24 protein-coding genes and 1 pseudogene are annotated in these 24374 nt (G+C 65.4%); 11 read left to right on the plus strand and 14 right to left on the minus strand.

Features of this window, described 5'->3' with window-relative positions; genetic code table 11:
• A pseudogene (locus ACTXGA_RS08425) lies at window positions 1-116 on the plus strand (IS5/IS1182 family transposase); the annotation flags it as partial.
• A gap of 248 nt (window positions 117-364) precedes the next feature.
• On the opposite strand, the gene ACTXGA_RS08430 reads toward ACTXGA_RS08425, so the two are convergent.
• The 9 genes from ACTXGA_RS08430 to ACTXGA_RS08470 all read right to left on the minus strand — a co-directional run bounded on the left by ACTXGA_RS08430 (window position 365) and on the right by ACTXGA_RS08470 (window position 10417).
• Window positions 365-1012: an RluA family pseudouridine synthase gene (locus ACTXGA_RS08430; RefSeq protein WP_443392710.1), complete on the minus strand. Its 648-nt coding sequence runs from the start codon at window positions 1010-1012 to the stop codon at window positions 365-367.
• A gap of 103 nt (window positions 1013-1115) precedes the next feature.
• Window positions 1116-3560, minus strand: a complete 2445-nt coding sequence (locus ACTXGA_RS08435) for a GcvT family protein (protein ID WP_443392711.1) — start codon at window positions 3558-3560, stop codon at window positions 1116-1118.
• 73 nt (window positions 3561-3633) lie between these two features.
• Window positions 3634-4554, minus strand: a complete 921-nt coding sequence (locus tag ACTXGA_RS08440) for a homocysteine S-methyltransferase family protein (protein WP_443392712.1) — start codon at window positions 4552-4554, stop codon at window positions 3634-3636.
• A complete protein-coding gene (locus ACTXGA_RS08445; protein WP_443392713.1) occupies window positions 4551-5186 on the minus strand; it encodes a LysE family translocator in 636 nt (211 codons plus the stop codon). The genes ACTXGA_RS08440 and ACTXGA_RS08445 overlap by 4 nt, the downstream gene beginning before the upstream one ends.
• Window positions 5183-7648: a GcvT family protein gene (locus tag ACTXGA_RS08450; protein WP_443392714.1), complete on the minus strand. Its 2466-nt coding sequence runs from the start codon at window positions 7646-7648 to the stop codon at window positions 5183-5185. The genes ACTXGA_RS08445 and ACTXGA_RS08450 overlap by 4 nt, the downstream gene beginning before the upstream one ends.
• A gap of 16 nt (window positions 7649-7664) precedes the next feature.
• A complete protein-coding gene (locus ACTXGA_RS08455) occupies window positions 7665-8036 on the minus strand; it encodes a GFA family protein (protein WP_443392715.1) in 372 nt (123 codons plus the stop codon).
• A gap of 11 nt (window positions 8037-8047) precedes the next feature.
• A complete protein-coding gene (locus ACTXGA_RS08460) occupies window positions 8048-8617 on the minus strand; it encodes a helix-turn-helix domain-containing protein (protein ID WP_443392716.1) in 570 nt (189 codons plus the stop codon).
• A 78-nt stretch (window positions 8618-8695) separates the two neighbouring features.
• Window positions 8696-9154 carry a free L-methionine (R)-S-oxide reductase MsrC gene (msrC, locus tag ACTXGA_RS08465; RefSeq protein ID WP_443392717.1) on the minus strand — a complete coding sequence of 153 codons (459 nt, stop codon included), beginning with the start codon at window positions 9152-9154 and terminating at the stop codon, window positions 8696-8698.
• A 90-nt stretch (window positions 9155-9244) separates the two neighbouring features.
• Window positions 9245-10417, minus strand: coding sequence for a thiolase family protein (locus ACTXGA_RS08470; protein ID WP_443392718.1), 1173 nt, complete (start codon window positions 10415-10417; stop codon window positions 9245-9247).
• An 87-nt stretch (window positions 10418-10504) separates the two neighbouring features.
• Between ACTXGA_RS08470 and ACTXGA_RS08475 the strand changes: the two genes are divergently transcribed.
• The 3 genes from ACTXGA_RS08475 to ACTXGA_RS08485 all read left to right on the plus strand — a co-directional run bounded on the left by ACTXGA_RS08475 (window position 10505) and on the right by ACTXGA_RS08485 (window position 13410).
• A complete protein-coding gene (locus ACTXGA_RS08475; RefSeq protein WP_443392719.1) occupies window positions 10505-10840 on the plus strand; it encodes an STAS domain-containing protein in 336 nt (111 codons plus the stop codon).
• A gap of 20 nt (window positions 10841-10860) precedes the next feature.
• The gene (locus ACTXGA_RS08480; RefSeq protein ID WP_443392720.1) at window positions 10861-11307 is read left to right on the plus strand and encodes an ATP-binding protein; all 447 of its coding nucleotides are present in this window, start codon (window positions 10861-10863) and stop codon (window positions 11305-11307) included.
• Window positions 11308-11832: 525 nt separating this feature from the next.
• Window positions 11833-13410, plus strand: coding sequence for a gamma-glutamyltransferase family protein (locus tag ACTXGA_RS08485; RefSeq protein WP_443392721.1), 1578 nt, complete (start codon window positions 11833-11835; stop codon window positions 13408-13410).
• A 131-nt stretch (window positions 13411-13541) separates the two neighbouring features.
• Here the strand turns inward: ACTXGA_RS08485 and ACTXGA_RS08490 are convergent, their stop codons facing one another.
• The 4 genes from ACTXGA_RS08490 to ACTXGA_RS08505 form a co-directional block, all read right to left on the minus strand.
• Window positions 13542-14912 (minus strand): glutamate--cysteine ligase, encoded by a 1371-nt coding sequence (locus tag ACTXGA_RS08490; RefSeq protein WP_443392722.1) that lies wholly within the window; start codon window positions 14910-14912, stop codon window positions 13542-13544.
• Between the two features lie 63 nt (window positions 14913-14975).
• Complete coding sequence (locus ACTXGA_RS08495; RefSeq protein ID WP_443392723.1) at window positions 14976-15500, minus strand: hypothetical protein; 525 nt, start codon at window positions 15498-15500, stop codon at window positions 14976-14978.
• Entirely contained in the window at window positions 15497-16348 is an 852-nt protein-coding gene (locus ACTXGA_RS08500) for a GNAT family N-acetyltransferase (RefSeq protein WP_443392724.1), read from the minus strand. Before ACTXGA_RS08500 ends, ACTXGA_RS08495 begins: the two co-directional genes overlap by 4 nt.
• A complete protein-coding gene (locus ACTXGA_RS08505) occupies window positions 16345-17064 on the minus strand; it encodes a 16S rRNA (uracil(1498)-N(3))-methyltransferase (protein ID WP_443392725.1) in 720 nt (239 codons plus the stop codon). The genes ACTXGA_RS08500 and ACTXGA_RS08505 overlap by 4 nt, the downstream gene beginning before the upstream one ends.
• An 11-nt stretch (window positions 17065-17075) precedes the next feature.
• Between ACTXGA_RS08505 and ubiA the strand changes: the two genes are divergently transcribed.
• The 6 genes from ubiA to ACTXGA_RS08535 all read left to right on the plus strand — a co-directional run bounded on the left by ubiA (window position 17076) and on the right by ACTXGA_RS08535 (window position 22577).
• Entirely contained in the window at window positions 17076-18041 is a 966-nt protein-coding gene (gene ubiA, locus ACTXGA_RS08510) for a 4-hydroxybenzoate octaprenyltransferase (protein ID WP_443392726.1), read from the plus strand.
• Window positions 18042-18100: 59 nt separating this feature from the next.
• A complete protein-coding gene (locus tag ACTXGA_RS08515) occupies window positions 18101-20095 on the plus strand; it encodes an OmpA family protein (RefSeq protein WP_443392727.1) in 1995 nt (664 codons plus the stop codon).
• Entirely contained in the window at window positions 20088-20414 is a 327-nt protein-coding gene (locus ACTXGA_RS08520) for a hypothetical protein (RefSeq protein ID WP_443392728.1), read from the plus strand. The genes ACTXGA_RS08515 and ACTXGA_RS08520 overlap by 8 nt, the downstream gene beginning before the upstream one ends.
• Before the next feature lie 70 nt (window positions 20415-20484).
• On the plus strand, window positions 20485-21357 hold the full coding sequence (locus ACTXGA_RS08525) for a TIGR01459 family HAD-type hydrolase (protein WP_443392729.1): 873 nt from the start codon (window positions 20485-20487) through the stop codon (window positions 21355-21357).
• A gap of 104 nt (window positions 21358-21461) precedes the next feature.
• A complete protein-coding gene (locus ACTXGA_RS08530; protein WP_443392730.1) occupies window positions 21462-21905 on the plus strand; it encodes a MaoC family dehydratase in 444 nt (147 codons plus the stop codon).
• A 186-nt stretch (window positions 21906-22091) separates the two neighbouring features.
• On the plus strand, window positions 22092-22577 hold the full coding sequence (locus tag ACTXGA_RS08535; RefSeq protein WP_443392731.1) for a hypothetical protein: 486 nt from the start codon (window positions 22092-22094) through the stop codon (window positions 22575-22577).
• 5 nt (window positions 22578-22582) lie between these two features.
• Here ACTXGA_RS08535 and ACTXGA_RS08540 read toward each other — a convergent pair whose 3' ends face one another.
• A complete protein-coding gene (locus tag ACTXGA_RS08540; protein WP_443392732.1) occupies window positions 22583-23629 on the minus strand; it encodes an NAD(P)/FAD-dependent oxidoreductase in 1047 nt (348 codons plus the stop codon).
• A 49-nt stretch (window positions 23630-23678) separates the two neighbouring features.
• Between ACTXGA_RS08540 and mnmC2 the strand changes: the two genes are divergently transcribed.
• Window positions 23679-24350: a tRNA (5-methylaminomethyl-2-thiouridine)(34)-methyltransferase MnmC2 gene (gene mnmC2, locus ACTXGA_RS08545; protein WP_443392733.1), complete on the plus strand. Its 672-nt coding sequence runs from the start codon at window positions 23679-23681 to the stop codon at window positions 24348-24350.
• Window positions 24351-24374 lie beyond the last annotated feature (24 nt).

Below are 24374 nucleotides of genomic sequence, written 5' to 3' on the forward strand. Positions count from 1 at the left end.
AGATCATGTTCGGAAGACTCAAGGACTGGAGGCGTGTGGCCACCCGATATGACCGGTGCCCGAAGGTCTTCTTTTCGGCCATCGCCCTCGCCGCCCTCGTCATCTACTGGTTATGAATCCTGACCCTAGCGTGGACACAAGCCCGAGGCAAACTCAAAGCGTTCTGGGACGTTTGTGACCGAATAGAGGAACGGCCGTTCGCTGCACCCAGACGAACTGGAAGGGAGGGCTAAAAGCCGACTTTGCTGCCGAGCCTTCCATGTCAAATCGAAAGCGCCTCGGCTGCACCGCGGACTGTGTCAGGACCTTGTTTTCAGGCGCTCAACGCAGCGACGCTTGCGTCCAGATAATCCGGTGCCCGCCCCTAAAACGGCGCGGGCGCGCGGAATTTCAGGCCCTTGCCGCTTTCGGGATGGTTCAGGCGCAGTTCCTCGGCGTGCAGCATCATGCGCGGGTATTGGTCGGCGGTTTCGGGGGCGTAGAGCGTGTCGCCAAGGATCGGGTGGCCCAGCGCCAGTGTGTGAACGCGCAACTGGTGGCTGCGGCCCGTGTGGGGGAAGAGGCGCACGCGGGTTTCCTCGTCCGTGGCTTTCAGCACCTTCCAGCCGGTCAGCGCCGGTTTGCCGGTCTCATGGCAGACCATCTGGCGCGGACGGTTCGGCCAGTCGACGATCAGCGGCAGGTCGATCTCTCCGCTTGCGGGCTGCAGCCGCCCGTGCAGGCGGGCGAGGTAGGTCTTTTTCGTCTTTCGGGTCTCGAACTGGTTTCCAAGGTGGCGCTGCGCGTGGGGCGTCAGGGCAAAGACCATGACGCCGCTGGTATCGCGGTCCAGCCGGTGCACGAGGCGCACCGTGGGAAAGGCCTTTTCCAGCCGTGTCAGCAGGCAGTCCTGCAGATCCTCGCCCTTGCCCGGCACGGACAGGAGACCGGCGGGTTTGTCGACAAGCAGGAGGTCGCTGTCTTCGTGCAGAACGGGGATGTCGCCAGAGGGCGGATTGTAGTCAGAAGCCATGCCCCCATGTGGCAAGCCACGGGGCCATGCGCAACCCCACCCCGCCGGTCCGAGCGGCACGACAGGACATCGTGACGATCAGAGCGGCGGGGGTGGGCCGCGTTCAGACCTTTACGCGCTCGGACTTGGGGTCATAGAGCGGCTTCAGCGAGGGCGTCGCCTTGACCCGTGTGCCGGCGACGTCGATTTCGTAGTTCGAGGCAAGGACGTCTTGTGCGCTTTCGCCCTTGCAGGGGACATAGCCAAGGCCGATCGCCCCGCCCAGCGTGTGGCCGTAGGCGCCGGATGACAGGTAACCGACGATCTGGCCGTCCCGCAGGATCGGCTCATTGTGATAGACCAGCGGTTCGGGGTCTTGCAGTTGGAACTGCAGCAGGCGCTTTTCCAGCCCGGCCTCTTTTTTCGCCAGCACCGCGTCGCGGCCGATGAAGTGGGGCTTGGCGGTCTTGACGGCAAAGCCCAGCCCCGCCTCCAGCACGTGATCTTCGCAGGTGATGTCATGGCCGAAGTGGCGGAAGGCCTTTTCGGCGCGGCATGAGTCCATGACGTGCATGCCGCAGAGCTTCAGCCCATGCGCCTGACCGGCCTCCCAGAGGGTGTCAAAGACATGTTGGCCCATGTCGGCGCCAACATAGACCTCCCACCCCAGTTCGCCGACATAGGTGACGCGGTGGACGCGGGCGCGGCCCATGCCGATTTCGATCTCCTGCGCGGTGCCAAAGGGGTTTGTGTCGTTGGTGAAATCATTGGGCGAAACCGCTTGCAGCACCTCGCGCGCCTTTGGTCCCATGACGGCCAGCACGCCCTCACCCGCCGTGACATCCGTGATGACCACGTTGCGGTCCCCCAGATGGCGGCGCAGCCATGTTTCATCGGCGCGGCGCGTGGCGGCGGGGGTGACGACAAGGTAGGCGGTTTCCGACAGGCGAGTGACGGTGACATCGGCCTCGATCCCGCCGCGGCTGTTGAGGAACTGGGTGTAGACGATCTTGCCCGCGGGCACGGACATGTCGGCCCCGCAGACATGGTTCAGAAAGGCCTCGGCATCGCGGCCTTCGACGCGCAGCTTGCCGAAGGAGGACATGTCGTACATGCCGACGTTTTCGCGGATGGCGCGGTGTTCCTCGGCCGAGTTGTCGAACCAGTTCTGGCGGCCCCAGCTATAGCGGTATTCGCGGTCCTGACCCTCGCGCGCGAACCAGTTGGCGCGTTCCCATCCCGCCAGTTCGCCAAAGACCGCGCCACGGTCGGCCAGCCGGTCATGGAAGGGCGAGCGGCGCAGGCCGCGTGCGGTGACTTTTTGCTTGAAAGGAAAGTGGTCGTCGTAGAGCAGGCCCAGCGTTTCCGAGACGCGCGCGGCGAGGTAGCTGGTGTTGGTCTGGAATCCCTGCGCGCGGGCGATATCCACGTCACCGAGGTCAAAGGGTTTCTCGCCGTCGTTCATCCATTGCGCCAGCGCCATGCCCGCGCCGCCCGCCGACTGGATCCCGATGGAGTTGAAACCCGCCGCCACCCAGACGTTTTCACGCCCCGGACAGAGGCCCATGTAATAGGCGTTGTCGGGGGTAAAGCTTTCCGGGCCGTTGAAGAAGGTATGAATGCCTGCCTCACCCAGCATCGGCATCCGGTGGACCGCGTTTTCAAGGATCGGTTCGAAGTGGTCGAAATCCTCGGGCAGCTGGTCGAATTCAAAGTCCTTGGGGATACCGTTCAGCGCCCAGGGCTTGGCGCCCGGCTCAAACGCGCCCAGCATCATCTTGCCAGCGTCTTCCTTGTAGTAGGCGCATTCATCGGGCACGCGAAGGACCGGCAATTGGGTCAGCCCGGCGATGGGCTCGGACACGATGTAGAAGTGTTCGCAGGCCTGCAGGGGCACGTCCGTGCCCAGCATCCGGCCCACCTCTCGGCCCCACATGCCGGCGCAGTTGACCACGTGATCGGCGTCGATAGTGCCCGAGGTGCCATCCTCTGCCTCCCAGTGCACCTGGGTGATCCGCTCTCCAACGGTGGTGACGCCGGTGGCCTTGGTGCGTTCGGCCACGGTGGCGCCGCGCTGGCGCGCGCCCTTGGCCATGGCGAGCGCGATATTGGCCGGGTCGCCCTGCCCGTCCTTGGGCAGGTAAACGCCGCCCAGGACGCCGTCGGTGTTGAGATGGGCGTATTTCGATTTGATCTCTGCCGTGTCGATCTCATCGATCTCGACCCCGAAGGCGCGGGCCATGGCGGCCTGACGGCGCAGTTCCTCATGGCGTTCGGCGGTCAGGGCGACGGTGATCGAGCCGACGCGCTTGAAGCCGGTGGCGACGCCGGTTTCCGCCTCGAGGTTGCCGTAGAGTTCCTGGCTGTACTTGGCCAGACGCGTCATGTTCGCGGTGGCGCGCAGCTGGGCGATCAGGCCCGCGGCATGCCATGTGGTGCCGGAGGTGAGCTGCTTGCGCTCCAGCAGGACCACGTCGGTCCAGCCAAGTTTCGTCAGGTGATAGGCAAGCGAACAGCCGATGACGCCGCCGCCGATGATGACGGCGCGGGCTTTGGCGGGAAGGGGCATGGCGGTATCTCCGGTCTCGGATCTTGGTGCGTCGGTCAGGCGCTGGTTTGCGTATTTTGAAAGAGAAGAAGCGTCAGGTGATGTCATGCCCGGCGGCGCGCAGGCGGCGGGCGATTTCGGCGATATGAGCGGGGTTGGTTTCGCAGCAGCCGCCAATGATGGTGGCCCCCATGTCGACCCAGTTCATCGCGTGGTCGGCATAGGTGGCGGGGGTCATGTCCTCACGCGCCTTGAGGTCGTCCGCCGTGGTGCCGCCCTGGATAAAGGCCTTGGTCAGGATGGTGAAGGCATTGGCATAGGCGCCGAAGGGAACACCGGATTTGGACAGGGCGTCGAGGGCTGCGGCCATGGCCTCGGGCGCCGAGCAGTTGGCAAGGACGGCATCGGCCTCTGCGGCGATCCTGGCGGCCTCTGCAACCGGCTCGCCCGAGCGCAACAGGCTGCCATCCTCGTCGTCGACGGTGAAGGCCAGCCAGACCGGTTTGTCGGTGGTGCGGCCCGCGGTGAGGCAGGAGCGGGCAGCGTCAAGCGAGGCGATGGTTTCGAAGATCAGCAGATCTGCGCGGGGGGCGAGGATATCCGCGACTTCGGCGTAGAGCGGGACGGCGATGGCCTCTTCGGGGTGCAGGTCGGCGCGGTAGCTGGCCCCCAGCGGGCCGATGGAACCCGCGATGCGGGAGCGGCCACGCACGGCCTCTGCCTCGTCCAGGGCGGCGATATGCAGCGCCTCCAGCTGGTCTTCCATGTTCTCAAGCTCGACGCCTTCGGGCGCGTAGTGATTGCTGGTCCCGCCTTTCAGCCGGTCACGGTGGATGGCGTAGGTGTTGGTGGTGGCCACCGTGGCGCCCGCGTCGGCGTAGTCGCGGTGTACCTCGGCCACGAGGCCGGGGCGGTCGATCATGACCTGCGTCGACCAGAGCGGCGAGGCGGGCTGGCCATGGCGGCGGATCAGTTCCTGCCCCATGCCGCCGTCAAGTAGAGTGATCTTCGTCATAGGTTGGCCTCCCTTGCCAAATCACGACTTCCAAGAAGGATCGCGGCGCCGATCATCAGGCAGCCGGACACGCGGGACAACATCCGCCCCGACAGACGCAGCGGCCCGGACAGAACACGAGCCGCGGCAAAGCCCCAGAGGATCAGGATCACCCCATCGACCAGCAGATAGGTTCCCCCCAGCAATATCAGCTGTGGCAGAACGGGCGCTGCCGGGTCGATGAATTGCGGAAAGAGCGCACCGAAAAACACCACCGCATAAGGATTGGCCGTAGAAGTGAGAAACCCCTGCCGGAACAGCACCCGACGGCTTGCAAGCGGGGCCGCCCCGGGGCGGTCGGCCAAGGGCGCACGCAGGATCATGCTGATGCCGATCCAAAACAAATAGGCCACCCCGGCCCATTTCACCCACCCCAGAAAGCTGGCCGAGGCCGCGATCACCGCGACCAGACCAAACCCGGCGGCAGTCATCTGAAGCACGTTTGCGCTCAGGTCTCCGGCCACGGTCCACAGGCTGCGCCGCAGGCCGTGTTGCAGGCTGTTGGACATGATCAGCAACTGGCTGGTGTCCGGCGGCGTTGCAAAAAAGGCCGCCAGTGCCGCCAGATAGATCAGGTAGGCCTCGACGGTCATGCCCGCAGTCTTTCGTTTTGCGGATCCCAGAGGGGCTGATCCTCTTGCACCACGGCGCGGCATTTCTGGCCGTAGATGTCGATTTCGAGTTCCGTGCCCGGCACCGCCAGATCGGCGCGCACCATGCCCAGCGCGATGGAGGCGTTCACGCGATAGCCCCAGGCGCCGGATGTGGTTTCGCCCACGACCTCACCGCCATGTGACAGGGTCGACATGTAGGGGGCGTCGGCCTCACCCGCGTCGACCACCAGAGTGACAAAGCGTTTCTTCGCGCCCTGCTGTTTTTCGGACATGAGGGCCGCCTTGCCAGGGAAATCCTGCGGCTTGTCGAGCTTGACGAAACGGTCAAGACCGCCCTCGAACAGGGTGTAGTCGGTCGACAGGTCGCCCTTCCACGCGCGGTATCCCTTTTCGATGCGCAGGCTGTTCAGCGCGTACATGCCAAAGGGTTTCAACCCGTGCGGCTGACCGGCGGCCATCAGGGCGTCATAGACGTCGGCGGTTTCGCCGATCTTGGAATGCACCTCCCATCCCAGTTCCCCGGCAAAGGAGACGCGGACCAGTTGCACCCAATGACCTGCGATCTGTGCGGACTGGTGGGTCAGCCAAGGCAGGCTGAGGTCCGCATCGGTGACGGCGGCAAGGATGGCGCGGGATTTCGGCCCGGTGAGGATATGGCAGGAGAAATCCCGCGTCATGTCGATGAGGGTGAACTGCGCATCTTTTGGCAGGTGGCGCTGAAGCCATTCGAAATCATGCCACTGGGCGGTGGCCGCCGTGATGAGGAAGAAATCTTCTTCATCCAGCCGCATGGCGGACATTTCGGTGACGATGCGGCCGCGGGTATCGGCAAAGTACAACAGGCCGATGCGCCCCACCTTGGGGATGCCACCGGTGCAGAGGCCGCGCAGGAATTCCGCAGCACCCGCGCCCCGCAGGCGATAGCGGGAGAAGCCGGGCAGATCGAGGATGCCGGCGGCGTCGCGCACGGCCTCACATTCCTCGCGCACCCGCGCCTCCCACGGGCCGGAGCGGCCCCAGGTGTGGGTCGCCTCCAGCGAGGTGTCGTCGCCCGACTTGGCATACCAGTTCGCCCGCTCCCAGCCGTTGTAGGCGCCCATGACGCCGCCAAGGTTGCGGATGCGGTCATGCACGGGCGACAGTTTCTTGTCGCGCGCGGCGGGCCATTCGTGGTGGGGGAAGTGCATGGCGTATTCGTTGCCGTAGACCTCCATCCCCTTCTGATTGCAGTAGTCCTGATCGGTGTAATCGGTGTAGCGGCGGGGATCGACGGCCCACATGTCCCATTCGGTCTGGCCGTCGACGATCCATTCGGCCAGCACCTTGCCCGCGCCACCGCCCTGCGCGATGCCGAAGGTAAAGACGCAGGCCTCGAAGGCATTTTTGACGCCGGGCATGGGGCCGATCAGCGGCAGGCCGTCGGGGGCGTAGGGGATGGGGCCGTTGATGACCCGGCCCACGCCAGAGGTTGCCATCAGAGGCACACGTTCCATCGCATCGGCGACGATATCCTCGATCCGGTCAAGATCGTCGTTCCACAGCTGGAACGAGAAATCGTCGGGCATCGGGTCATCCTGCGTCATCCAGTGGCCACGGCAGTTCGGCTCATAGGGGCCAAGGTTGAAGCCGTGCTTTTCCTGCCGCAGGTAATAGGACACATCGACATCGCGCAGCAGCGGCAGCTTGCCGCCGTGCTCCTTGGACCATGCCTCGATCTCGGGGATTTCCTCGGTCAGCAGGTATTGGTGGGACATGACCATCATCGGCACGGTGCGCCCACCGTAGGGTTTGAACCATTCACCGACGCGCTGCGCGTAGTAACCGGCGGCGTTGACCACATAGTCACAGGCTATGTCGCCCTTTTCGGTGTGCACGATCCATGTCCCGTCGTCTTTCTGGGTGACGCCGGTAGCGGGGCAGAAGCGGATGATCTTGGCCCCCATGTCCCGCGCGCCCTTGGCCAGCGCCTGCGTCAGCTGCGCCGGGTCGATGTCACCATCGGTGGGGTCATAGAGCACGCCTTCGAGGTCGTGGGTTTCAAGGAAGGGATAACGTTCCTTGGCCTGTTCCGGGGTCCAAAGCTCCATCTCGATGCCCTGATAGCGGCCCATGGAACAGGCGCGCTGGAACTCCTGCATTCGCTCCTTGGTATGCGCCAGCCGGATCGAGCCGGACTGGTGGTAGTTCATCGGATAGTCGACCTCTTCGCCAAGGCGGGCATAGAGCTCGGTCGAATACCGCTGCATGTTCATGATCGACCAGGAGGTCGAAAAGGTCGGGACGTTGCCCGCCGCGTGCCAGGTGGAACCGGCGGTCAGTTCGTTCTTTTCCAAGAGGACGCAATCGGTCCAGCCCTTCTTGGCCAGATGGTACAGCGAAGACGTGCCGACCGCGCCGCCGCCGATGATGACCACGCGGGCCTGTGTTGGAAAATCGGACATGTTCGCCTCCCCTGTTTCAGCGTTTCTGCGGAACATTGTCCGCGATGTCATAGTAGTCGCCCTTGTCGGCGGTGAAGATGTGCTTTTCGAGCGTGATGCCGGTGGGCGCGTCCAGCGCGCCGAGGGCAAAGCTGATCGTGTCCTCGGCATGGGCCTGCCAGAACAGGAAGCTGCCGCAGGTCGGGCAGAAACCGCGCTGCGCCTCTGGGCTGCTGTGGTACCAGCGCACATTGCCGGTGATCGTCAGCGCAACCTTGGGCACATAGGCCGAGGCCCAGAGATGCCCCGACTGGCGGCGGCACTGGCCGCAGTGGCAGACACTGGCCCCTTGCGGGGGTGCATCCGTCTGAAAGGTGATGGCGCCGCAGAGGCAGTGGCCCTTGGTCATGGCGGGGTCCCTCAATAGACCGGGGGCGCGATCACCCAGATCGCGACGGCCGGTTCGTCATAGGGGTTGGCCCAGCGGAACGGCTCTCCGCGGATGCGGAAGCTGTCGCCGGGGTGAATGGTAAAGCGGTCCTCGCCGATGGTCAGGTCGAGGCGGCCGGAGATGACATAGCCCACCTCTTGCGTCGGGCGGGTGACGGTCTCACCGATCTCGGACCGCGGCTCAAACGTGGAATGCACCATTTCGAAATCATCGGTCAGGTCTGGCGAGAGCAGTTCCTCGACCAGCCCGGTGATATGCGAGCCGATGGGACGGCGGGTGCCCTTGCGGACGATGCGGCCCGCCTCTGGCCCAGCGGTGGTTTCGTGCTGGGCCAGCATGGAGACAGAGACCTCCAGCGCCTCTGCCATGTGGCGCAGGTCGGTGATGGAGGGTTCCGAGAGATCACGCTCGACCTGGCTGAGCCAGCCGACGGAGCGGCCCAGCCGATCCGCAAGCTGTTGCAGCGTCAGCCCACGCGTGCGTCGCAGCGCGCGCAGGTCGGCGCCGAGCGTCTTGGGCAGGGGTTGCGGGTGCGACATGATCCGAGTCGTGAAAAATTGCGTTCGAATTTCACGCTGCCACGGGCGCGTGAAATTTCAAAGCATTTTTTCACGCGTTCAGGCCGCGTCGTGAAACACCTTGTCGAGGATGCCCTGCAAGGCGGCAGCGTCCTCTTGGGTGAAGGCATCAGGCTGATTGCTGTCGATGTCAAAGACGGCGAGCAGCCGGCCCGCGCCGTCGCGCACTGGCAGCACGATTTCGGACCGGGTCGAACTGGCGCAGGCGATGTGGCCCGGAAAGGCGTCGACGTCGGCGACCAGCTGCACCTCACCCGTACGGGCGCAAGCGCCGCAAACCCCACGAGAGAAGGGGATCACGAGGCAGCCGTGGCCGCCCTGATAGGGTCCGATCTTGAGCAGTTCGGGTGCGACCACGCGGTAGAAGCCGGTCCAGTCGAACCGGTCATCAGCATGGTGAACCTCGCAGGCGACGGTCGCCATGAGCGCGACGGCGTCGGTTTCGCCCTCGGCCAGAGCGGCGATGGTTTTGGTCAGGGTCGTGTAATCAACTGTCATGGGGTGTCCCTGGCAAGGTCGGGAGCGAGGGGCCAGCCCCTCGCTCCCCGAGGTATTTTCAGCCCAAAGAAACATGGGCCGTGGACATGGTCAGATCCGTTCGATGGCGATGGCCGTGCCTTCGCCGCCGCCGATGCAGATCGCCGCCACGCCGCGTTTCAGCCCGCGTTTCTCCAGCGCGTTGAGAAGCGTGACGATGATCCGCGCGCCGGAGGCCCCGATGGGATGGCCCAAGGCGCAGGCGCCTCCGTTCACGTTCACGATATCTCTTGGCAGGCCCATTTCCTTCATGAAGGCCATGGGAACCACGGCGAAGGCCTCGTTCACCTCCCAGAGGTCCACATCGCCCTTTTTCCAGCCGATACGGTCCAGCAGCTTTTGCGCAGCGGGGATCGGGGCGGTCGGGAACAGGGAGGGCGCATGGGCGTGAGAGGCATGACCGAGGATGCGCGCCCGCGGCGTAGCCCCCGACGCCACCGCGGCATCCAGCGTCGAGAGCACCAGCGCCGCCGCCCCGTCGGAGATCGACGAAGAGTTGGCCGCCGTCACGGTGCCGCCCTTGCGAAAGGCCGGTTTCAGCATCGGGATCTTTTCCGGGCGCGCCTTGCCCGGCTGTTCATCGGTGGTGATCACCTCTTCGCCGTGCCGCATGTGCAAGGTGACGGGCGTGATCTCATCGGCGAAGGCGCCGGAGCGCTCCGCGTCCAGCGCATTTGACAGCGAGGCCAGCGCGTATTGGTCCTGCGCCTCGCGGGTGAACTGGAACGCCTCGGCGCAGTCTTCGGCGAAGGTGCCCATCAGGCGGCCCTTGTCATAGGCGTCTTCGAGCCCGTCGAGGAACATGTGATCCACCACCTGGCCGTGGCCGATTCGCGCGCCGCCGCGCATATTGGGCAGGAGGTAGGGCGCGCGGGTCATCGATTCCATGCCCCCCGCAACGATGGTTTGAGCATCGCCCAGCGCCAGCCGGTTGAAGGCCAACATCGCCGCCTTCATGCCTGATCCGCACATCTTGTTCAGGGTTGTGGCGGGCACCTCTTCGCCCAGCCCGGCGGCGAAACCGGCCTGACGCGCGGGGGCCTGTCCCTGCCCGGCTGGCAGAACGCAGCCCATCAGCAGTTCATCCACCGCCGGTTTGCCCGCCTGCGCCAGCGCCGCGCGGATCGCGTCGCCGCCCAGGGCAGAGGCATCCCGTTCCGCAAAGATCCCCTGAAACCCGCCCATCGGCGTCCGGGATGCCCCGGTGATCACAACCTGTTCCATGCAAATGCCTCCATGTCTTGGCTCCTGCATACAGAATGGTAAGGATTGCCGTCTAGGTTCCATCGCAATCGGAAGAGCGAGGACCGCATGGAACTGATCACCCATTCCCTAAACGGCGTCGATGTCATCACCGTCGATGCCAGCCGGATCGACGCCTCCGTGGCGATCCAGTTCAAGGACCGCATGCGCGAGGTTCTGGCGGTGGAAAAGCCGCGGCATATCCTGGACCTGCACCGGGTCGATTTCATCGATTCGAGCGGTTTGGGCGCGATCGTGGCCGCGATGAAGCTGATGCCCAAGGGCGGAAAGCTGGAACTCGCCGGATTGACCCCCGCCGTGGACAAGGTGTTCCGAATGACCCGGATGGATTCGATCTTTGCGATCCACCCATCGACCGACGCGGCAATCGCCGCCAGTGCCTGATCCCAGAAGGGAGTGCGCGCATGCATGCTGAACGGCTGGACGATGGCATCTTTGTCATCACCTGTGAAATGGACAGCACGCCGGACGATGTCACCAAAACACTGCATGCCATTAACCGGATGCTGGCCGAAGAGGACAGCCGCCCGCCCCCGGAGTCGAGCTGGGAGCTGGTGGTGGCAGAAGTTCTCAACAACATCGTGGAACATGCCTATCAGGATCGGGCCGACGGCCGGATCATCCTGACCCTGCGGTTCAGGAAGGACAGGCTGAAGGTGCGGTTCACGGACTTTGGCCGCCCGATGCCAAGCGGCACGCCGCCCGCGGGCGAACAGGCCGACCTGACAGTCGCGACCGAAGACCTGCCCGAAGGCGGGTTCGGCTGGTTCCTGATCCGCTCCCTGACGGAGGATCTGTCCTATTGTCGGGAAAAGGACAGCAATCACCTGACCCTGTCGATCCCTCTCTGATCCCTCTCAGATCCGGCGCCAGATCTGCGGTCAGATCCGCTGTCGAATCTCCTGTCGACTGTCCCGACCGTGCCCCCGATTGGGGACGGGCACAGAGGCTGTTGCGAAGCGCCGATTTTCATCAAATCCGAACAATGTCCAACTGCCGTCAAATGGACCTGCGCGCGCCCAATTCATGCCCGGTTTCACCGCCAAGCTCTGTCTTGTAGCTGCATATGGCTTCCCTCGGCGTCGCGCAAATTTAGCCCCCACCCAGTGCGCGGCGCCGAGGCTCTTCCCCTCCCCCCTGAACATCATGCATCCCCTGCGCCCGGTCTTTCCCGGAAGCGTCACGCAATCACCCGACGCGGTCCACATTTCCGCCGTGATTGAGCGGCAGAGTGGATCCTGTAGCTGCATATGGCTTCCCTCGGCGCCGCGCGTATCTAGCCCCCACCCAGAGCGCGGCGTCGAGGACCTTTCCCCCCTGATTGACCTTGCCCGCCGCACCACTATTCTCGCCTCGATCAAGAGGAGAGCAGACAGATGCGCGATTTTCACAAACCCGGACGCTCAGCCGTCATGGCGCTCAACGGCCTGTGTGCGACCTCGCACCCTCTGGCGGCGCAGGCCGCGGTCGACGTTCTGCGCAATGGTGGCAACGCGATGGACGCGGCCATCGCGGGCGCGGTGATTCTGGGCCAGGCGGAACCGGCGATGACCGGGCTGGGGGGCGACCTGTTTGCGCTGGTGTCCCCCGCGGGCGGGGATGAAGTGATCGCGGTCAACGGCTCGGGCCGCGCGCCCGCCGCCGCCAGCGCCGAGGCGCTTCGGGCCGCGGGGCATGAGACCGTCCCACCCAAAAGCGCCTTTGCCGTCACGGTGCCGGGGGCGGTGGATGCGTTTTGCACCATGTCCGAGCGCTGGGGCCGGTTGGGGCTGGCCGACAGCCTTGCGCCGGCGATCCGCTACATGGAGGACGGCATTCCGGTCGCCCCTCGGGTCGCCTTTGACTGGCATCACAACTGGGAGGCGCTGCAGGGCGCGGCGCGCCAGCATTATCTGCACGGCGGCGCGGCCCCGAAGGTGGGCGAGGTGTTCCGCCTGCCCGGCAATGCCGAGGTTCTGCGCCGGGTCGCGGCGCAGGGGCGTGACGGGTATTACACCGGCGAGGTGGCCGAGGATATGTGCGCCGCGCTGAACGCGGCGGGCGGGCTGCATACGCTGGAGGATTTCGCCGCCACCGCCTGCACCATCGGAGAGCCGCTGTCGGGCAGTTACAAGGGGCGCGACCTGCTCGAGCATCCGCCCAACGGTCAGGGAGTGACGGCGCATCTGCTGCTGAACATCCTGTCGAATTTCGATCTGGCGGCGATGGATCCCTTTGGGGCCGAACGGGCGCATATCGAGGCGGAGGCGGCGAAGCTGGCCTATGACGCGCGCAACCGGTTCCTGGCCGATCCCGCCTATATGACCCGGCTGGACCACCTGAAAAGCCCCGAGACGGCGGCGCGGCTGGCGGCGCTGATCGATCCGGGGCGGGCGATGGCCTCGGCCAGCAGCCTGTCCGAAGAGGTGCACCGCGAGACGATCTATATCACCGTGGTGGATCGCGACCGGATGGCGGTCTCGCTGATCTATTCGATCTTCAACAGCTTCGGGTCGGGCATCGCGTCGGAGAAATTCGGCATCCTGTTCCAGAACCGTGGCGCGGGCTTTACCCTGGCCGAGGGGCATCCGAACGAGATGGCGGGCGGCAAGCGGCCGATGCATACGATCATCCCCGGCATGCTGTGCGATGGCGGGCGGGTCACCATGCCCTTTGGGGTGATGGGCGGGCAGTATCAGCCCAACGGGCACGCGCGCGTACTGACCAACATGATCGATTACGGGATGGATCCGCAGGCGGCGCTGGATGCGCCGCGGAGCTTTGCCGAGAATGGCAAGCTGAAGCTGGAGCGGGGCTATCGTGAGGAGGTCTTTGCCGAGCTGGCCGAGAAGGGCCATGACATCATGGTGCCCGAAGAGCCGATCGGTGGCGCGCAGGCGATTTACATCCATGAAAACGGCGTTCTGGAGGGGGCTTCGGACCCGCGCAAGGATGGCTGCGCGATCGGGTACTGAGGGGTGTGTCCACGCGTGGACAGCTTAGGGGGAATGCCAGATCAATGGGTTACAGGCGCGATTTCACCAATTGTTAAGCTTTGACCCCTTGTAGGGTGCGCAGTCATTGCGCACCCGGCCCGGCCAATACGTCAGTAGGAATACTGCGCGTAGATCTTGGTCAGGTCGCCGTTCCAGTCGCCGTGGTAATGCTCCAGCAGCTCATCCGAGGGCACCTTGCCGCTTTCGACGCTTTCCTTGAGCGCGTTCAGGAAGTGGGTCTCATCGGGGACAAGCCCCCCTGCCCCGGCGCGGGCACGGGACACAAGGCCCGCCTCTGCGATTTCCAGAACCTGACGCGACAGATCGTGCATGTTGATGTCGCCGACCTGCGCCTGAAGACCGTCGCGGGTGGCGGCAAGGCGCAGCGCCTCGCGGGTGTCCGCGTCCCAGCCCTTGGCCAGATCCCATGCCGCGTCCAGCGCGGTCTGGTCATACATCAGGCCAACCCAGAGCGCGGGCAGCGCGCAAAGCCGCCGCCACGGGCCGCCGTCCGCGCCGCGCATTTCGATGTATTTCTTCATCCGCGCGTCGGGGAAGGCGGTGGTCAGGTGGTCGGCCCAGTCCGACAGGGTGGGCGTCTCACCGGGCAGCGCGGGCAGCTTGCCTTCCATGAAATCGCGGAAGGACATGCCCAGCGCATCCACATAGACGCCATCGCGGTAGACGAAATACATCGGCACATCGAGCGCGTAGTCGACCCAAGCCTCGAACCCGAAACCGTCCTCAAACACGAAGGGCAGCATGCCGGTGCGGGAATCGTCCAGCGTTTCCCAGATCTGCATTCGCTTGGATTTCACGCCGACGGGCTTGCCCTCGAAGAAGGGCGAATTGGCGAACAGCGCGGTGGCGACGGGCGACAGGGCAAGGGCCACGCGCATCTTTTGCACCATGTCCGCCTCTGACGCGAAATCGAGGTTCACTTGCACGGTGCAGGTGCGGCGCATCATCTGTTTGCCCGTGGTGCCCACCTTGTCCATGTAGGCATCCATCAGCTTGTACCGGCCCTTGGGCATGAGGGGCATTTCCTCATGCGTCCAGATCGGGGCCGCGCCCAGACCGATGAAGCCGACGCCGATCTCATCGGCGATGTCCTTGACCTGCCGCAGGTGTTCGTTCACCTCGTCACAGGTCTGGTGGATGGTTTCCAGCGGTGCGCCCGACAGTTCCAGCGCCCCGCCCGGTTCGAGGCTGACGTTGGCCCCGTCCTTGGTCAGACCGATGATATGGCCGCCTTCGGACACCGGATCCCAGCCGTGGCGGTCGCGCAGCCCCTCCAGCACGGCGCGAATCGAGCGGTCGCCGTCATAGGGCAGCGGTTTCAGCGTGTCCTTGCAGTAGCCGAATTTCTCATGCTCTGTGCCGATGCGCCAATCGTCCTTGGGCTTGCAGCCCGAGGCGAGGTATTCCGCCAGCTGTTCACGGGATTCGATCGGTCCGCCGCCGGATTGAGGGATGGACATGGGGGGTACTCCGGGTCTGCTCGCCGTTCTGGGGTTACGTGTTGGCGTCAATCCGCGGGGCTGTCAATGCAAGCGACGTGTGGTGTCGCGCACAGAAGGCGCGCGCCAGATGACAACCCGGTGCGCCGCGCCCTCTTGCATCTGGCGCAGCATGTGTTCGGTGCGGATGCCCGGCAGGTTGGCGAAGGCGTCAAAAAGCTGATCCGCACCCTTGGCCGTCAGCGGAATGGCCAGCGCCTCTTGTCCCGGTGCGTGCAACAGCCAGACAGGCGGTTCAGAGGTGGGATCGAGGGTCAGCGCGGTCAGCGCCTCAAGGTCGATGATGCCACCGGAGAGCGGGCCGAAATAGCTGATCCGGCGTTCGACGATCTGCACGACGCCGGGACCGCCATCGCCCTGACGAAAGCGCCCGCGCTGAATGCCGGTAAAGACAAGCGCAATCCCGATCGCAAGGACAAGGTAGCCGATCCAGTGCAAGAGCCCGCCGCCGGTGAAAAAGCCCCAGTAGACGCCCAGCGCCATGACGGCGAGGCCGATCAGCGCCTCTTGCCACTGACGGATGGTTTTCATGGCCTCGGGGCGGATCATGTGGGATCGCCCAGCGTGATCGCCGCGCGCAGGAGCGCGACGCGATAGGCGCCGATATGGTCGAACCCGATACGTTCATAGCTGTGGGCGGCGGATTCGGACGCGGCAAAGAGGATCGCGGTGGTGATGCCCTGCCCTGCGGCCTCGGCCAGCAGGGCCTTGACCACGCGCCCGCCCCGGCCCTGCCGGCGCAGGCCTTTTGGGACATAGACGCCGCCCACCTGAACGGCGGTGCCCGCACGTGCATTGAAGGCCGCCATGGCGGTGGGCGTGCCATCCTCGATCAGCAGGCGCACGCGGGGCGAGCCGACGGCCTGCCCGGCGCGGGTCTGGGCGGCCTGCGCCAGATCGCCCGGCGGGGCGGTTTCGGTTTCCTGCATGTAGGCGGCGTACCATTCTGCCAGCAGGGGCACATCCGCTTCTGTCGGCGCGCGGATCTGATCCGGCGCGGTCAGGCCGGTGATCGACAGGCGGTAAAGCGGTTCGGCCCGGTTCAGGCCCCATGCGTCGTCAGGTACCGGCAGGGCGTCAAGGATGGTGCGCACCTGTGCGTCCTCTCCGGTCATGCCGTGCAGGGTGTAGCCCTTGAGCAGGTGGGCATAGGTCTGTGCCTCTGTCGCGGTGAGGCCGGGCAGCTGGCACATCAGGAAACCGCCGTTGGTGCAGCCGAAGACCCCGGTGATGCCGTCGCCGGTTTCGCGCAGGAAATAGCTGGTGGCGTTGCGGTGGGTGGTGTTGCCGATGCCGTGCACCTCGAGATTGCCCAGAAGGAACATCGAGGTTTCGATATGGGGGTCGAGGAAGGCGGCGATGGCGACGCTGTCCTCTGGCGTGGCCTTGCGGATCATTGCCAGTCTCCCAGTGTGGTCTGCCAGATCGTCAGCGCGGCCACGGCGGCGGTGTCGGCGCGCAGGATGCGCGGGCCAAGGGCGACGGGGTGGGCAAAGGGCAGCGTGTGCAGTTTGGTCCGCTCGGCCTCGGAGAAACCGCCCTCTGGTCCGATGAGGATGGCCCAGGGGCCGGGGGTCTGCGGCAGGGTGGCGGGCTGACCGGCGCGGCCTTCGTCGCAGAACATCAACTGACGGTCTGCGGGCCAGTCGGCCAGCAGGCGGTCGAGGCGGGTCAGGTCGGCAACCTCGGGGACGAAGGTGGCGCCGCATTGTTCGGCGGCCTCTGTGGCGTGGGCCTGCAGGCGGTCCTGCCGGATGCGTTCGGAATTGGTGAATTCGGTCTGCACGGGCAGGATGCGGCGGGCGCCCATCTCGACCGATTTTTCGACGATGAAATCGGTGCGCGCCTTTTTGATCGGCGCGAACAGCAGCCAGAGGTCGGGCGGCAGGCTTTGCGGGGCGGTCTGTTCGCGGCAGTCCAGCGTGCCGCCGCGCTTGCCCGCGTGGGTCACCTCGGCCCGCCATTCGCCGTCGGTGCCATTGAACAGGGCGACCTGCGCGCCGGTGGTCAGCCGCATCACGCCGAAGAGGTAATGCGCCTGCTCCCGCGACAGCGTCACCTGTTGTCCCCCGCTCAGGGGGTGCTCTACAAAGAGGCGGATTTTCGGCGTCATGAGGGGAACATATGTCCGGCGTGCAAGAGAGACCAGAGGCCGAAGGGCAGGTTCGTGACGCGGTGAAGGGCAATTGGGTCGACCATCATGCGCCGGAGTGGGCGCGCCCCTACCTGCGCCTCAGCCGGGCGGACCGGCCCATCGGCACATGGCTGCTGTTGCTGCCTTGCTGGTGGGGCTTGCTGTTGTCGATGGTGCATGACGGACAGGCGGGATGGTTCGACCTGTGGATCTTTGTCGGGTGCGGGATTGGCGCGGTGCTGATGCGCGGCGCGGGCTGTACGTGGAACGACATCACCGACCGGGACATCGACGGGTCGGTGGCGCGAACGGCCTCGCGGCCGATCCCATCGGGTCAGGTGACGGTGAAACAGGCGCTGGGATGGGCGGCGGTGCAATGCCTGATCGCGCTGGGGATCCTGCTGACCTTTCCGCCGATGGCCATCGCGCTGGGGGTGCTGAGCCTGTTGCCCGTCGCGGTCTATCCCTTTGCCAAGCGGTTCACATGGTGGCCGCAGGTGTTTCTGGGCATCGCCTTCAACTGGGGCGCGTTGCTGGCCTGGACGGCGCATAGCGGGCAGCTGGAGCTGCCGGCCGTGCTGCTGTATCTGGCGGGCATGGCGTGGACGCTGTTCTATGACACGATCTATGCCCACCAGGACAAGGAAGACGACGCACTGATCGGGGTGAAATCCACCGCGCGGCTGTTCGGCGAGGAGACGCCGAAATGGCTGCGCAGATTCCTTGTGCTGACTGTCGGGCTGATGGGGCTGGCCATCGTGATGGCCGCACCGGACGGCAACCTTTTGGCGCTGATCCTGATGATCGCGGGCCCCTGGGCGATGGGCTGGCACATGGTCTGGCAGATGCGCCGGTTGAAGATGGAGGATTCCGACCGGCTGCTGGAACTTTTCCGATCCAACCGCGACGCGGGCCTGCTGCCCGTGCTGTTTTTCGCCGTCGCGCTGATCGCCTGATTGCGAAGGCCCGCGTGCTTTCGTATCTGGTGTAAAAATAACAAGGAAAACATGCGCCCATGCGGCTGTCCTCGGTATTCGTCACATCCGGCATCTTCCTCGCGGCAGGCGGGTTGAGCCTTTTGACCGCTTATATCTCGGCCGGCGTGGTCGAGGAGGCCTCTCAGACGGGGGTTCTGGCCGAACTGGACGCCGAGGGCCTGACATGGGCCGGGGTGGAAACGGACGGGCTGCAGGTGTTCCTGCACGGCACCGCCCCCGATGAGGCGACACGCTTTCGGGCGCTGGCCTCGGCGGGACGCGTCGTGGATGCCAGCCGCGTGCTGGACCAGATGCTGGTCGAAGACCCGGCAGAAATGGCCCCGCCGAAGTTTTCCGTGGAGATCCTGCGCAACGACGCCGGGATTTCCGTCATCGGACTGGTCCCCGCCTCGACCGACCGCGAACAGTTGATGAAGGTGTTTCGCGGCATGGCGAAGGGCGGCGAGGTGACCGACCTGCTGGAAACCGCCAATTTCCCCGAGCCGGAAGGCTGGGCCGATGCGCTGACCTATGCCGAGGTCGCGCTGAAGGACCTGCCCCGGTCCAAGATCTCTGTCGAGGCCGGGCGCGTGGCGGTCAAGGCGATGACCGACAGCCCCGAGGCGCGGGCACGGCTGGAAACCGCGCTGACACGGCGCAAGCCCGAGGACATGACGCTGGCGCTGGAAATCTCTGCGCCGCGGCCTGTCATCTCTCCGTTCACGCTGCGGGTTTCGATCGGCGACAGCGGGGTCCGGATGGACACCTGTTCCGCCGATACCGAAGAATCGCGCGACCGCATCCTGAGGGCCGCCACCAACGCCGGGCTGGAGGGCAAGGCGACCTGCCGTCTGGGCCTTGGCGTGCCATCGCGCCGCTGGGCCGATGCGGCGGAACTGGGCATTGGCAAGCTGTCCGAACTGGGCGGCGGTACGCTGACCTTTTCCAACGCAGATATCTCTCTGGTGGCGCGCGAAAGCACCAACCAGGCACTGTTCGACCGGATCGTCGGCGAATTGGAGACCTCTCTGCCCGAGGTGTTCACCCTGAAGGCCGAATTGCCCAAACCGCCCGAAGCCCAGCCCGAGGGCGAGCCGGATTTCGTGGCGACGCTGAGCCCGGAAGGCGCGGTGCAACTGCGCGGGCGGCTGGCCTCTGAAACGGCGCGCACCCTGGCGGACAGCTATGCGCGGGCGCGGTTCGGGTCCGGTTCGGTCTATACTGCCGCGCGGGTGACAGAGGGGCTGCCGTCGGATTGGGGCGTTCGGACGCTGGCGGGGCTCGAGTCGCTGTCGATCCTTGCGCATGGCGCGGTAACCGTGACGCCGGACAACGTGATCGTCGCCGGCAAGACCGGCAATCCCGAGGCGCGCGAGGAAATCACCAGCCTTCTGGTGTCCAAGCTGGGCGAAAGTGCTGCCTTTGAAATCTCTGTGGAATATGTCGAGGCGCTGGACCCGATTGCGGGCCTGCCGACACCCGAGGAATGCGAGGGCATGATCGTCGAGATCATCGGCGAGCGGAAGATCACCTTTGAGCCGGGATCGGCGACGCTGGACGCCTCTGCCAAGGACATCCTCGATGAACTGGCCGACCTGCTGAAGCAATGCGGGGAAATCCCGATCGAGATCGGCGGACATACCGACAGCCAGGGCCGCGAGGCGATGAACCAGGAGCTGAGCCGCGACCGGGCGCAGGCGGTTCTGGACGCGCTGCGCGGACGCCGGGTGCCGACACGCGCCTACACTGTCAAAGGCTATGGCGAGGTGCAGCCCATCGCCGACAACGGAACCGAAACCGGCCGTGAGGCAAATCGCCGGATCGAATTCAAACTCTTGAAACCGGAGGCGGAAGAAGGCGAAGAAGGTAAGGATCCGGGCGATTCGGGCGCGGCAGTGGATGCCGCCGACCCCGACGTGACCGATCCGGACCCCGAGGCCGTGGATGCCGTCGATCCGGAGCCGGTTGTGGTGAACCCGGAACTGGGCAAGATCAGGCCGCCAGCCGGCAGAGGGGCAACAACGGATGAATAGAGCTGAATTCATCATCACGACCGCGATCATCCTGTTCGTGGCCTTTGCCCTTGGGTGGTTTGCGCATTGGCTGATTCACCGGTTCCGGCGCGTCAGCCAGGCTGACGTCGATCAGCTGGAAAAGATGAGCCAGGAACTGCACGAGGCCGAAGAGACGCGCGATCAGGCGATCACATACCTGCAGCAGCGCGAGGCGGAACTGACCAACCAGTTGGCGCAGACCGAGGCCGAACTGTCGGCGGCGATGGACGGGCTGCGCGAAGCCCGCGCCGAGACCGAAGAATTGCGCATGCACGTCGAGCGGATCCAGCAGGCCTGAGCAGGGCCTTTCCTGCCGGGGCGCGATATGGGATGACCGGGGCAACGACAGTTGTTCAGGACCCGCGCCCATGACCCAGATCATTTCCGCCCTTTCCGAGATCTCCGACCGCTACGACGCGCTGTTCGTCGATCTCTGGGGCTGTGTGCATAACGGCGTTGCCGCCATCCCCTCTGCCGTGGAGGCGCTGCAGGCCTACCGGCAGCGCGGCGGCGCGGTGATCCTTGTGACCAATGCGCCGCGGTCGCGCCACGAGGTGGCCAAGCAGCTGGTGCGTTTCGGCGTGCCCGAGGACGCCTATGACGACATCGCCACCTCTGGCGACAGCGGGCGCGTGGCGATGTTCGAGGGCGCGGTGGGGCAGAAGGTCTGGTTCATGGGCCAGCCGCATGACCTGCCGTTTTTCGAGCCGCTGCACATGCTGGACAACCCGGTCGAGATCGAGCGGGTGGACCTGGAAGAGGCCGAGGGCATCATCTGCTGCGGGCCGTTCGATCCCCATGCCGATCCGGCGGTGAACCGTCCGCAGTTCCTGTACGCCAAGCAGAAGGGCATGAAGCTGCTCTGCGCCAACCCCGATATCGTCGTGGACAGGGGCGAGACGCGCGAATGGTGCGCCGGGGCGCTGGCCCGGCTGTATACGGAAATGGGCGGCGAGAGCCTGTATTTCGGCAAGCCGCATCCGCCGATCTATGACCTTGCGCGGCGACGTCTGGCGCAGCACCGCCCGGGGGTGGGGGATGCCGGGATCCTTGCCATCGGGGATGGCCCGCACACGGATATCGACGGCGCGATGGGCGAGGACCTCGATTCCCTCTTCATCAGCGGCGGATTGGCCCGCGAGGAGACCAAAACGACGCACCAGCCCGAGGCGGATGCGCTAAACGCCTATCTTCAAAAGGAAATGATCAATCCGAGCTATACCATTGGCACCTTGAGGTAGGACAGATTTTGCTTGCCATTGCTGCAGTCGCAAAGTAATAAAATTACTCAGGGCGCAAAAGAAACGCGCGTTTATTACCGGACGGTTTGCGAATGGAGGGCCGAATGTTGGACAACATGCCGCGCGGCACGATCTGTATCGAAGACATCGAGATGGGCATGGTGCGTTACCTGCGCAAACAGGTGACCGATCAGGACATCGAGATGTTCGCCGAGATCTCGACCGACCGCAATCCGGTGCACCTGGACGACGATTACGCGCAGGACACCATCTTTGAAGGGCGGATCGCGCACGGGATGCTGACCGCGGGGCTGATCTCTGCCGTGATCGGCGAGCAACTGCCCGGGCACGGCACCGTCTACCTTGGCCAGTCGCTGAAGTTCCTTGCGCCGGTGCGGCCGGGGGACACGGTCTATGCCGAGGTCAAGGTGGTCGACATCGACATCGCCAAGCGCCGCGTCACGCTGGAGACGCATTGCGCCGTCGACGGCAAGAAGGTGGTGATCGGCGAGGCCAAGGTTCTGGCGCCCTCGCGCAAGTTCGACTGAGGCGGGATCGGGGGCTCTGCCCCCGCGCCTCCGGCGCTCCCCCGAGGTATTTCCAAGCCCAAAGAAGCAGGTGCTCCGGCTGCGCGTCAGGCGGGCGTGTCCTGCGCATGTGACCGTTTTCGAAGGGTTGAGCGGGTGTGCCGCGCGGCGTAGGCTGCGGGACATTCATTTCATTCCGAGGTCATCATGCTCCGCATTCTGCCACTCTTTCTTTTGTCCGCCGGACCGGCGGTTTCCGCCTGTTCCTCGGCGGATGCCCAATTTCTCTGGTGCCGCATCGCCGGCAGTCCCAAGACGCTGGAGGTCTGCGCCGAATGGAACGGGGCGGCCTATCGGTTCGGTCCGCAGGGGCGGCCCGAGCTGGAGCTTTTCGAGACCTATGCCGGGCTGGACTATCAGCCGTGGCCGGGTGTCGGAAAGGACATCTGGGAAAACGTGACGTTCTATAACGGCGATTACAGCTATACCGTGAATGGCGGTGTCGAACGACAGATCGACGCCTATGGATCGGAGCGGTCGTTTGGCGGGGTGACGGTGTCAAAGGGCGGGCGCGAGATCGCCTGGCTGGAATGTGACCGCAACGCCGTGTCCTATAGCTATGGCGATGCGCTCATGAACGGCAAGGCGCGGGCCGGGTATCAATGGGATCCGGGCAGCGGCTGGTTCCACTAAGCCCGTCAGAGCGCGTCAAAGCCGAAGCCATCGGGGATGGCGTCCCGTCCCTCCAACACGAGGTCGGCCATGACCACGCCGACCTTGGGCGCCATGCCGAAGCCGATCTTGAACCCGCCATTCGCGACGTAATGCCCCGCCCGCCCCGGCCATGCGCCCAGCAAAGGCGCGCGCGAGCGGGCGCGCGGGCGCACCCCGGCCCAGCGTTCCAGCACCGTGGCCCCGTGCAGCGCAGGCACCGCGGCATAGGCGCGGTCGATCAGTGCATCGCATTGCCCATCGGTGCTGTCGGGCGCGTCGAAATCGCGTTCCGAGGTGGAGCCCACGGCCAGCGTGCCATCCGCATGCGGGATCAGGTGCAGGCCATCGACAAACAACTGCGGCGCCTCGGGCGCGGCATGGCGCAGCAGCACCGACTGCCCCTTGACCCCATCGCCCACCGGACGGCCCAGCGCCTCTGTCAGCGCGCGCAATCCCTGCCAGCCGGTCGCCCAGATCACCGCGCCCTCATCCGGGGCCTCGGTCACGATCTCGGCCCCACGCACCGTCAAGGCCGCCACCAGCGCGGCGCAGGCCCGGCGCGGGTTCATGCGGGCGCTCAATGTGTCGCGGATCACCCAGCCGCTGGGCGTCTGCGGCACGAAGCCGTCCAGCACGGCGGCCTCTTCGATGCGCATCACCTGCCACTCTGCCCTGCCCCGCCACAGCTCTGCCGCGCCTTCGGCCCGCGCCCGCGCCAGATCCAGCGCGCGCTCATCCGCCACCGGCTGCACGCGCCCCGTCCGGCCATAGCCGGCCGACACGCCGCCCGCGGATTCGACACCGGCCCAGAAGGCCTCGGCCATCAGCAGGCTGTCCAGTTGGAACTGTTTCTTGGGGTTCCAGTTTTCCGGCACATGCGGCGCCAGCGCGCCGACGATCCCGCCAGAGGACCCCGCACCGGGGCCAAAGGGATCGACCACCCGCACCCGCGCCCCGCGCATCACGCAGGTCCAGGCCACGGTGAGGCCAAAGATCCCGGCCCCGCGCACCGTCACGTCCACGCTTGCCATTTGCCGTCTCTCCCGCCAGAACCACCCGCATCTCATATGGAAAAACCCGATGCCCGACCAGAGCGCGCTGGACTGGCGCGGCGAGACGCCGGTCTCGACCCGCTTTGACGATCCCTATTACTCGCTGGAGAACGGTCTGGCGGAGACGGCGCATGTCTTTCTGACCGGAAATGGCCTGCCAGAGCGGTTCCGCGACGGGTTCCGGATTGCCGAACTGGGCTTTGGCACCGGGCTGAACCTTCTGGCGGCGCTGCGTCTGTGGCGGCAGAGCGGCGCGCCGGGTGTGCTGCATTTCACGACATTCGAGGCCTATCCGCTGACCGCAGAGGAGATGATCCGCGCGCAGGCAGGCTTTCCCGAGATCGGCGTGCTGGCGGCGGAACTGGCTCCCTGCTGGGGACAGGTGCGATTCGATCTGCCGGATCTGCGGTTCGAGATGATCGCAGGCGACGCGCGTGACAGCCTGCCCCGGTGGTCCGGCAGCGCGGATGCCTGGTTCTTGGATGGGTTTTCACCGGCCAAGAACCCCGAACTCTGGTCGCCCGAGCTGATGGCCGAGGTTGCCCGCCACATGCCGCCGGGCGGAACGGCGGCCACCTATACGGCAGCAGGCCATGTGCGGCGCGCCCTGGCGGAGGCCGGGCTTGAGGTTGCCCGCATCAAGGGCTATGGCCGAAAGCGTCACATGACGATCGCCTCCAAGCCGCCCCGGACCGACTGACCTATTTCGTCAGCTTCGCCGGGA

The sequence above is a fragment of the Antarctobacter jejuensis genome, from assembly GCF_052266595.1.
GTDB classification, from domain to species: Bacteria; Pseudomonadota; Alphaproteobacteria; order Rhodobacterales; family Rhodobacteraceae; genus Antarctobacter; species Antarctobacter jejuensis.

Excerpts from the sequence above, each read along its gene's own strand:
- ACTXGA_RS08430 (WP_443392710.1), bottom strand. The coding sequence starts at position 1,012 with ATGGCTTCTGACTACAATCCGCCCTCTGGCGACATCCCCGTTCTGCAC.
- ACTXGA_RS08435 (WP_443392711.1), bottom strand. The coding sequence starts at position 3,560 with ATGCCCCTTCCCGCCAAAGCCCGCGCCGTCATCATCGGCGGCGGCGTC.
- ACTXGA_RS08440 (WP_443392712.1), bottom strand. The coding sequence starts at position 4,554 with ATGACGAAGATCACTCTACTTGACGGCGGCATGGGGCAGGAACTGATC.
- ACTXGA_RS08445 (WP_443392713.1), bottom strand. The coding sequence starts at position 5,186 with ATGACCGTCGAGGCCTACCTGATCTATCTGGCGGCACTGGCGGCCTTT.
- ACTXGA_RS08450 (WP_443392714.1), bottom strand. The coding sequence starts at position 7,648 with ATGTCCGATTTTCCAACACAGGCCCGCGTGGTCATCATCGGCGGCGGC.
- ACTXGA_RS08455 (WP_443392715.1), bottom strand. The coding sequence starts at position 8,036 with ATGACCAAGGGCCACTGCCTCTGCGGCGCCATCACCTTTCAGACGGAT.
- ACTXGA_RS08460 (WP_443392716.1), bottom strand. The coding sequence starts at position 8,617 with ATGTCGCACCCGCAACCCCTGCCCAAGACGCTCGGCGCCGACCTGCGC.
- msrC (WP_443392717.1), bottom strand. The coding sequence starts at position 9,154 with ATGACAGTTGATTACACGACCCTGACCAAAACCATCGCCGCTCTGGCC.
- ACTXGA_RS08470 (WP_443392718.1), bottom strand. The coding sequence starts at position 10,417 with ATGGAACAGGTTGTGATCACCGGGGCATCCCGGACGCCGATGGGCGGG.
- ACTXGA_RS08475 (WP_443392719.1), top strand. The coding sequence starts at position 10,505 with ATGGAACTGATCACCCATTCCCTAAACGGCGTCGATGTCATCACCGTC.
- ACTXGA_RS08480 (WP_443392720.1), top strand. The coding sequence starts at position 10,861 with ATGCATGCTGAACGGCTGGACGATGGCATCTTTGTCATCACCTGTGAA.
- ACTXGA_RS08485 (WP_443392721.1), top strand. The coding sequence starts at position 11,833 with ATGCGCGATTTTCACAAACCCGGACGCTCAGCCGTCATGGCGCTCAAC.
- ACTXGA_RS08490 (WP_443392722.1), bottom strand. The coding sequence starts at position 14,912 with ATGTCCATCCCTCAATCCGGCGGCGGACCGATCGAATCCCGTGAACAG.
- ACTXGA_RS08495 (WP_443392723.1), bottom strand. The coding sequence starts at position 15,500 with ATGATCCGCCCCGAGGCCATGAAAACCATCCGTCAGTGGCAAGAGGCG.
- ACTXGA_RS08500 (WP_443392724.1), bottom strand. The coding sequence starts at position 16,348 with ATGATCCGCAAGGCCACGCCAGAGGACAGCGTCGCCATCGCCGCCTTC.
- ACTXGA_RS08505 (WP_443392725.1), bottom strand. The coding sequence starts at position 17,064 with ATGACGCCGAAAATCCGCCTCTTTGTAGAGCACCCCCTGAGCGGGGGA.
- ubiA (WP_443392726.1), top strand. The coding sequence starts at position 17,076 with ATGTCCGGCGTGCAAGAGAGACCAGAGGCCGAAGGGCAGGTTCGTGAC.
- ACTXGA_RS08515 (WP_443392727.1), top strand. The coding sequence starts at position 18,101 with ATGCGGCTGTCCTCGGTATTCGTCACATCCGGCATCTTCCTCGCGGCA.
- ACTXGA_RS08520 (WP_443392728.1), top strand. The coding sequence starts at position 20,088 with ATGAATAGAGCTGAATTCATCATCACGACCGCGATCATCCTGTTCGTG.
- ACTXGA_RS08525 (WP_443392729.1), top strand. The coding sequence starts at position 20,485 with ATGACCCAGATCATTTCCGCCCTTTCCGAGATCTCCGACCGCTACGAC.
- ACTXGA_RS08530 (WP_443392730.1), top strand. The coding sequence starts at position 21,462 with ATGTTGGACAACATGCCGCGCGGCACGATCTGTATCGAAGACATCGAG.
- ACTXGA_RS08535 (WP_443392731.1), top strand. The coding sequence starts at position 22,092 with ATGCTCCGCATTCTGCCACTCTTTCTTTTGTCCGCCGGACCGGCGGTT.
- ACTXGA_RS08540 (WP_443392732.1), bottom strand. The coding sequence starts at position 23,629 with ATGGCAAGCGTGGACGTGACGGTGCGCGGGGCCGGGATCTTTGGCCTC.
- mnmC2 (WP_443392733.1), top strand. The coding sequence starts at position 23,679 with ATGCCCGACCAGAGCGCGCTGGACTGGCGCGGCGAGACGCCGGTCTCG.